This window comes from Variovorax sp. 20P10.2.4, assembly GCF_058244205.1.
Map to the genome: position 1 here is coordinate 1 of NZ_JBZAYE010000344.1, position 7,785 is coordinate 7,785.

Consider the following 7,785-nt stretch of genomic DNA (forward strand, 5'->3'; position numbering starts at 1 on the left):
CCTGCAGCCGCACGCGGGCGCGCGACAGCCGCGACATCACGGTGCCCAGCGGAATGCCGAGCACCTTCGCGACCTCGGCATAGGACAGGTCTTCGAGCGTCACCAGCAGCAGCACGGCGCGTTGCTCTTCCGGCAGCTGCAGCAGGCAGCGCTGCAGGTCGAGCCGCACGCCGTGGTCGCGGCCGGGGTCGACGCCGCCCTGCTGTTCGGGCGGCAGTTCGTCGAGCGACACGGCCGCATGCGGCGGCGGCGCGCGGCGCACCTGGCTCGCGAAGAGGTTGTGCATGATCGCGAACAGCCAGGCACGCAGGTCGCTGCCCGCCACCCACAGCCGCCACTTGCTGCAGGCACGCTCGAGCGTGTCCTGCACCAGGTCGTCGGCCGCCCAGGCATTGCCGGTCAGCGCGCGCGCATAGCGGCGCAGGCCGGGAATGTGCGGGGCGAGCTGGCGGGCGTCCATGGAAGGCGGGAAGGCCCGGGCTCAGGGCTTGGCGGTCTTCCAGCTGCCGTTGACGCCGTCGCCGGTCTTGTCGCCGGGCTTCGTGTCCTTGATCCAGTAGTACAGCGGCCAGCCCTTGGCGGCCCACTGCTTCTTGCCGTCGTCGCGCGTGACGATGCTGAAGTCGCCCGCGGCCTTGTCGCCGTCGGCCGCCATGTACGGCGGCCAGTTGGTGGCGCACTGGCCGTTGCAGACCGACTTGCCGTTGCCGGCCGTGTCCTTGTCGAAGGTGTAGAGGGTCATGCCGTTGGGGCCGACCAGGGCGCCGTCGGCGGCCTTGGGTTGGGCCGCGGCGGGCAGCGAGAGGAAACCGGCGGCCAGCAGCGTGGCGGCGAGGAAGGGAAGGCGGCGCGAGGTCAGCGGCATGGAAGAGCTCCTGGTTGTGGCGCCGGACGATCCGGCGACACCTGCATGAACGCCCGCGGCGCCGCGTTTATTCCATGGCCGCGCAAAAAAAGCGCGAACGCCGCGGCTCAGCGGCTGCGGCTCTTCATCGCGCGCTCGACTTCGCGCTTGCCTTCGCGGTCCTTGATGGTGTCGCGCTTGTCGTGCTCGGCCTTGCCCTTGGCCAGCGCGATCTCGCACTTCACCTTGCCGGCCTTCCAGTGCAGGTTCAGCGGCACCAGGGTGTAGCCCTTCTGCTCGACCTTGCCGGTCAGGCGGCGGATCTCTTCCTTGTGCAGCAGCAGCTTCTTGGTGCGCACCGAGTCGGGCGTCACATGGGTCGAGGCGCTCTTGAGCGGGTTGATCTGGCAGCCCAGCACGAACATCTCGCCGTCGCGGATCACCACGTAGCCGTCGGTGAGCTGCACCTTGCCTTCGCGCAGCGCCTTCACTTCCCAGCCTTCCAGCACCATGCCGGCCTCGAAGCGTTCTTCGAAGAAATAGTTGTACGCCGCCTTCTTGTTGTCGGCGATGCGGGAGGAGGTGTCTTGTTTCTTGGTGGCCATCGTTGTCATTTGGGGGCGCATGGCGCCCGGACAACCGCCCGGCATGCACAGGGCGTGGATTCTATGAAAGTGGCCGCGGGGACCTTCAGCGCTGCCGCTGCAGCGTGCGATGGGGCGATTCGCCGAAGCGGCGCGCGTAGTCCTGCGCGAAGCGCCCGAGGTGGGCGAAGCCGAACTGCAGCGCGACCGAGGTCACGGTGGTGTCGGCGCCCGGCTCGCTCAGCCGCTCGTGCACCGCGAGCAGCCGCCGCTCGCGCAGGTAGGCCATCGGCGTCTGGCCCGCATGCTGGCGGAACGCCACCTGCAGGCTGCGCACGCACAATCCGCTGGCCGAGGCGATCTCGTCGACCGTGAGCGCATCGGGCAGGTGGGCCTCGATGTACTCGCGGGCGCGGCGCAGCGCGCGCGGCGAGACGTCGCCGCGCTCGGCGCCCAGGCGCGCGCTCTGGTTGTGCGGCAACTGGCCCAGCAGCGTGTGGATCAGGCCCGATTCGGCCTGGGCCAGGAAGGGCGTGGTCAGCGGCGTGCGGCCGCACGAGAGCTCCTGCGCGAGGAATTCGACCAGGTGCTTCACGCTCGCGCCCGCGCCCTCGTCGAGCGCGATCTCGGGCTCGAATTCGAGCGGCCGCGCGCCGGCCGCCTCGCCGCACAGCGACTCCCAGTGGCGCTGCACCACCGCCTTGCCGATCTTCACGATCAGGTGCGGCGTGTCGTCGCCCCAGCGCATGCGCAGCGGCTGGCTCGGCGAGGCCAGCGAGGCCCGGTGCGCGTCGGAGGTGAAGGAGCGGCCGGCCCACTCGATGCGGGCGTTGCCCCTGAGCGGGATCTGCAGCAGATAGAAGTCGCCGAGGCAGCCGGGATCGATCTCGACCTCGGCGCCGTACTGCACGTAGTTCAGCGAGATGTCGCCCAGCGGCGCGACATGGTGGCGCGCGTCGAAGCGCGAGCTGCCGTGCCCGAGGTGCAGCCGGTGCGGACAGAAGATGCGCGCCACCTCGTCGCGCGCCTCGTCGAGGTCGGGCGTGGCGATGACGGCATAGCGCGACAGGGGAAGCGAGGCCGATGCAGCGACAGCGTGTTCCATGCGGGGCGGCGTGGGGGCAGCGAATAAATGCGTTTTGCGGACAGCGGCTGCGCAATCCGGATTGGGGTCTGAATCCTTCAAATCTAAAGTAACTGCAAGCAATTGACAACGGGACCAACCAGGAGAAAAGGCATGAGCGACAAGGACTTGCAGGACAGGACGGTGCTCGTCACCGGTGGCGCGACCCTCATCGGTGCGGGCGTGGCCCGTTGCCTGCGCGATGCCGGTGCACGCGTGGTGCTGGCCGACATCGACGTGGCGCGCGGCGAGGCGGTGGCGCGCGAGATCGGTGCGAAATTCATCGCCACCGACATCACCGACGACGCCGCCGTGCAGGCCTGCGTCGAACAGGCGGCCGATGCCGAGGGCCGCATCCACGCGCTCGTGAACCTGGCCTGCAGCTACCTCGACAACGGCCTGGCCTCGCCGCGCGGCGAATGGCAGACCGCGCTCGACGTCAACGTGGTCTCGGCCGTGATGATGGCGCGCGCCACGCTGCCCTTCATGCAGGCCGCGGGCGGCGGCGCCATCGTCAACTTCACCTCGATCTCCTCGGGCGTGGCCCAGACCGGCCGCTGGCTCTATCCGGTGAGCAAGGCCGCGCTGGTGCAGCTCACGCGCAACATGGCGCTGGACCTGGCGGCGATGAACGTGCGCGTCAATTCCGTCTCGCCGGGCTGGACCTGGTCGGCCGTGATGGACCAGCTCACCGGCGGCGACCGCGCCAAGACCGATGCGGTGGCCAAGCCCTTCCACATGCTCGGCCGCGTGGGCGACCCGGTCGAGGTCGGCCACGTGGTGGCCTTCCTGTGCTCGCACAAGGCCTCGTTCGTCACCGGCGCCGACTGGGCCGTGGACGGCGGCTATTCGGCCCTGGGCCCGGAGCAGGGCGAGCCGGCCATTCCCAAGCTCGCGGCCTGAAGGCGCCCAGCGCACCCTTTCTTCATCCCACCCACGAACGAGGCATACCCATGAGCAACATCGCATCGCAGGGCGCCAAGCCGCGCCGTTTCATGATCGTCGGCGCGGGCCAGTCGGGCCTGCAACTGGCGCTGGGCCTCCAGCGCGAGGGCCACGAGGTGACCGTGGTCTCGAACCGCAGCGCCGAGGACATCGCAACCGGCCGCGTGATGTCGAGCCAGTGCATGTTCGACGCCAGCCTGCAGATCGAGCGCGACCTCGGCATCGACCAATGGGCCGACGCCTGCCCGCCGGTCGAGGGCATCGGCTTCGCCGTGCCGCATCCCGAGAAGCCCGGCGAGAAGCTGCTCGGCTGGTCGCACCGCCTCGACGCGCCCGCGCGTTCGGTCGACCAGCGCGTGAAGGTGCCGGCCTGGATGAAGACCTTCGAGGAACGCGGCGGGCAGATCCTGTTCCAGGACGCGGGCATCGAGGACCTCGAGCGCTGGACCCAGTCGCACGACCTGGTGATCGTGGCCGCCGGCAAGGGCGAGATCGCGCAGATGTTCGAACGCGACGCGCAGCGCTCGCCCTACGACAAGCCGCAGCGCGCACTGGCCCTGACCTATGTGCACGGCATGACGCCGCGCCCCGAGTACTCGGCCGTCAACTTCAACCTGATCCCCGGTGTCGGCGAGTACTTCGTGTTCCCCGCGCTGACCGTGACGGGGCCGTGCGAGATCATGGTGTTCGAGGGCGTGCCGGGCGGCCCGATGGACTGCTGGGCCGACGTGAAGACGCCCGCGCAGCACCTCGAGCGCTCGCTGTCGATCCTCGACACCTTCACGCCCTGGGAGGCCGAGCGCTGCCGCGACGTGCGCCTGACCGACGACAACGGCATCCTGGCCGGCCGCTTCGCGCCCACGGTGCGCAAGCCGGTCGGGCGGCTGCCCTCGGGCCGCGCCGTGCTCGGCATGGGCGACGTGGTGTGCCTCAACGACCCGATCACCGGCCAGGGCTCGAACAACGCCGCCAAGTGCGCCGATGCCTACCTGCGCGCCATCCTCGCGCAGGGCGAGGGCGCCTTCGACGCGGACTTCATGCAGTCGGCCTTCGACGGCTACTGGCGCTATGCGCGCCACGTCGTCGAGTGGACCAACGCGATGCTGCAGCCGCCGCCCCCGCACGTGCTCGAGGTGCTGGGCGCGGCCCAGGGCAACGCGGCCGTGGCACGGCGCTTCGTCAACGGCTTCAACGATCCGCGCGACTACGCCGAGTTCTTCATGACGCCCGACGCGAGCAGCGCCTACCTGCGCTCGCTGGCGCCGCAACCGGAGGCGGCCTGACCATGCGCGGCGAGTTCCGGGCCATCGAGTCGCTGCGCTGCGAGCCCAACGTGGGCGCGGGCGACTTCCGGCGCGCCATGCGCTGCCTGGTCGGCGCCGTGACCGTGGTCACGAGCACCGACGGGCAGACGCCCGTGGGCCTCACGGCCACGGCCGTGACCTCGTTCTCGGCCGAGCCCGCGCGCATCCTGGCCTGCGTCAACCTGCAGGGCAGCAGCTTTCGCACCATCGCGCAGAGCCGCCGCATGGCGGTCAACCTGCTCGCGCTCGACCAGTCGGCGCTGGCGCTGGCCTTCTCGCGCCAGGGCGAGGCCGGCGAGCGCTTCGATCCCGCGCACTGGGAGACGCTGGTGACCGGCGCGCCCGTGCTGCGCGGCGCGCTCGCGGTGTTCGACTGCGTGGTCGACGAGATGATGGTGGCGCACAGCCACGCGATGCTTATCGGCGAGGTCAAGGCCGCGCGCATCACCGACGCGCAAGGGCTGCCGCTGCTCTATGCCTGCGGCCAGTTCACCACCCTGCGCGACGAGTGCGTGCCGGCCTGAGCGCCGGCCGTACCACCCCACGACTCAGAGATTCGGAACAAGGAGAAAGACATGACAGCTCAGAAGGGCCGCTGGCTGCAGGTGCCGGCCATCGACGGCAGCGGCAGCTTCCGCGCCTACCTCGCCACCCCCGCCTCGGGCAAGGGCCCCGGCATCGTGCTGGCGCAGGAGATCTTCGGCGTCAATGCCACCATGCGGCAGGTGGCCGACTACTACGCGGAAGAAGGCTACGTGGTGCTCGCGCCCGACCTGTTCTGGCGCCAGCAGCCCGAGGTCGAGCTCGGCTATGCGCCCGACGACTGGCAGAAGGCCTTCGCGCTCTACAAGGGCTTCGACGAGGACAAGGGCACCGAGGACGTGGCCGCTTCGCTGGCGCTGCTGCGCTCGCTGCCCGAGCAGCAGGGCAAGGCCGGCGTGCTGGGCTTCTGCATGGGCGGCAAACTCGCCTACCTCGCGGCCTGCCGCACCGACGCCGACGTCTGCGTGGGCTACTACGGCGTGGGCATCGAGCAGCGGCTCGAGGAGGCCGACCGCATCCAGGGCCGGCTGGTGCTGCACATCCCCGAGCTCGACGGCTTCTGCCCGCCCGAGGCGCGCTCGCGCATCGTCGAGACGCTCGGTGCGCGGCCTGGCTGCGAGCTCTACGTCTATCCGGGCGTCGACCATGCCTTCGCGCGCCTGGGCGGCGACCACTACCACAAGCCCTCGGCGCTGATGGCGCACGAGCGCAGCGTGGCTGCGTTCCGCCGCGAGATGGGGCCGCATTACGACTTCTCGGCGCTGTGGGACAAGCACTGCGAGTACGAGTTCGCGACCCGCAACGTGGCCGACACCATGGCCACCATGGTGGCCGAGCCCTACGTCAACCACATCCCGACCATGACCGGCGGCGTGGGGCACGCGATGCTGAGCCGCTTCTACCAGCACCATTTCGTGAACAGCAATCCGCCCGACACGCGGCTCGTGCCGATCTCGCGCACCGTGGGCGCGACGCAGATCGTCGACGAGATCCTGTTCAGCTTCACCCATACCTGCGAGATCGACTGGCTGCTGCCCGGCGTGGCGCCCACGGGCAGGCCGGTGGAGATCCCGCTGGTGGCGATCGTCAAGTTTCGCGGCGACAAGCTCTACCACGAGCACATCTACTGGGATCAGGCCAGCGTGCTGGTGCAGGTGGGGCTGCTCGATCCGAAGGGCCTGCCGGTGGCCGGCGTCGAAACCGCACGCAAGCTGCTCGACGAGACGCAGCCCTCGAACACGCTGATGGCGGCCTGGTCGCGTTCGGGCTGAGAGGGCTGGACTAGAGAGCGGGCTCCCGTCCGGCGAGAGGAGGGAGCCACGGAGGCTCCCTACAATGAATCGGTCTCTCGATCCGATTCAATGAAAACAGTCAACAAGTCCGTTCTCATCTGGTACAGCGCCGAAGAGATGTACGCGCTGGTCACCGATGTGGCGAAGTACCCCCAGTTCCTGCCCTGGTGCGACAAGGCGCGCGTCATCGAGCAGGACGAGGCCGGCATGACCGCCGAGGTGGGCCTGGCCTTCGCGGGCCTGCACCAGAGCTTCACCACGCGCAACACCCACGTGCCCGGCCGCGAGGTGCAGCTCAAGCTGGTCGACGGGCCGTTCTCCAACCTCGACGGCCACTGGAAATTCGTGCCGGTGGGCGAGGGCGGCGAGCGCGCCTGCCGCGTCGAGCTGCACCTGAGCTACGGCTTCAGCAACTTCGCGCTGCAGGCCCTCGTGGGGCCGGTGTTCGACACCATCGCATCGAGCCTGGTCGAGGCCTTCGTCAAGCGCGCCGAGCAGGTCTACGGCGCGCCCTGAAGCACCGATGATCGAGGTGACCCTGAGCTGCTCGCCGGCACCGCGCGAGGTGTTCGAGGAGCCGCTGCGCCTGCCCACCGGCGCCACCGTGAACGATGCGATCCGCGCCAGCACGCTGGCTCAGCGCTTTCCCGCGCTCGATTGGCGCCAGACGATGACGCCCGGCATCTGGGGCCGGACCGCCGATTGGGACGATGCGCTCGAAGACGGCGACCGCGTCGAGCTGTGCCGAGCGCTAGAGGTCGATCCGAAGGTGGCGCGGCGCGAGCGCTTCCAGCAGCAGGGCGCGCGCGGCACCGGACTGTTCGCGAACCGGCGCAAGGGCGGCAAGGCGGGGTACTGAACCCCTCGGCGCGGCTTACTTGCAGTCGCTGTCGATCACCGACTGCAGCCGGCGCTGCTCGGCCACGCGCTGGTTGTCGTCGAGGATCTCGCGCTCGCCCTTGGCGTTGACGCGCGCGATGCGCATGCCGCTGTCCATGGTGGCCTTGCTCTCGCGGGCGCGGCTGCAGTTCTCGGCCTTGGCCTTGGCGAGCTTCGCGGCTTCTGCCGCCTGCTTGGCCTTCTCGTCGGCCTCGGCCTTCTTTGTCTTTTCCTCGAGGTCCTTGTCGACCGTCGGCGCCTTGGGCGCGGC

At 69.7% G+C, this 7,785-nt stretch carries 10 protein-coding genes and 1 pseudogene; 6 read left to right on the forward strand and 5 right to left on the reverse strand.

All coding sequences use genetic code 11. The features are described 5' to 3' along the window. The 4 genes from AC27VN_RS26090 to AC27VN_RS26105 form a co-directional block, all read right to left on the reverse strand. Positions 1–460 (reverse strand): sigma-70 family RNA polymerase sigma factor (locus tag AC27VN_RS26090; RefSeq protein WP_490878406.1); only part of this gene is annotated, 460 nt, incomplete at its 3' end. A 21-nt stretch (positions 461–481) separates the two neighbouring features. Beyond that, complete coding sequence (locus AC27VN_RS26095) at positions 482–865, reverse strand: COG4315 family predicted lipoprotein (protein WP_093341776.1); 384 nt, start codon at positions 863–865, stop codon at positions 482–484. 107 nt (positions 866–972) lie between these two features. Then, positions 973–1,449, reverse strand: coding sequence for an SsrA-binding protein SmpB (smpB, locus tag AC27VN_RS26100; RefSeq protein WP_057591776.1), 477 nt, complete (start codon positions 1,447–1,449; stop codon positions 973–975). Between the two features lie 85 nt (positions 1,450–1,534). Beyond that, positions 1,535–2,533 (reverse strand): AraC family transcriptional regulator, encoded by a 999-nt coding sequence (locus tag AC27VN_RS26105; protein ID WP_208507819.1) that lies wholly within the window; start codon positions 2,531–2,533, stop codon positions 1,535–1,537. Between the two features lie 132 nt (positions 2,534–2,665). On the opposite strand from AC27VN_RS26105, the gene AC27VN_RS26110 reads away from it, so the two are divergent. The 6 genes from AC27VN_RS26110 (at position 2,666) to AC27VN_RS26135 (ending at position 7,494) form a co-directional block, all read left to right on the forward strand. Further along, positions 2,666–3,454, forward strand: coding sequence for an SDR family oxidoreductase (locus AC27VN_RS26110; protein ID WP_490878407.1), 789 nt, complete (start codon positions 2,666–2,668; stop codon positions 3,452–3,454). 50 nt (positions 3,455–3,504) lie between these two features. Further along, entirely contained in the window at positions 3,505–4,779 is a 1,275-nt protein-coding gene (locus AC27VN_RS26115; protein ID WP_422097112.1) for a styrene monooxygenase/indole monooxygenase family protein, read from the forward strand. A gap of 2 nt (positions 4,780–4,781) precedes the next feature. Further along, entirely contained in the window at positions 4,782–5,324 is a 543-nt protein-coding gene (locus tag AC27VN_RS26120) for a flavin reductase family protein (protein ID WP_057591703.1), read from the forward strand. 51 nt (positions 5,325–5,375) lie between these two features. After that, positions 5,376–6,614: a dienelactone hydrolase family protein gene (locus AC27VN_RS26125; RefSeq protein ID WP_296787860.1), complete on the forward strand. Its 1,239-nt coding sequence runs from the start codon at positions 5,376–5,378 to the stop codon at positions 6,612–6,614. Positions 6,615–6,704: 90 nt separating this feature from the next. After that, complete coding sequence (locus AC27VN_RS26130) at positions 6,705–7,151, forward strand: type II toxin-antitoxin system RatA family toxin (RefSeq protein ID WP_093341784.1); 447 nt, start codon at positions 6,705–6,707, stop codon at positions 7,149–7,151. A 7-nt stretch (positions 7,152–7,158) separates the two neighbouring features. After that, positions 7,159–7,494, forward strand: coding sequence for an RnfH family protein (locus AC27VN_RS26135; protein ID WP_490878408.1), 336 nt, complete (start codon positions 7,159–7,161; stop codon positions 7,492–7,494). 15 nt (positions 7,495–7,509) lie between these two features. Here AC27VN_RS26135 and AC27VN_RS26140 read toward each other — a convergent pair. Then, a pseudogene (locus tag AC27VN_RS26140) lies at positions 7,510–7,785 on the reverse strand (DUF4124 domain-containing protein); the annotation flags it as partial.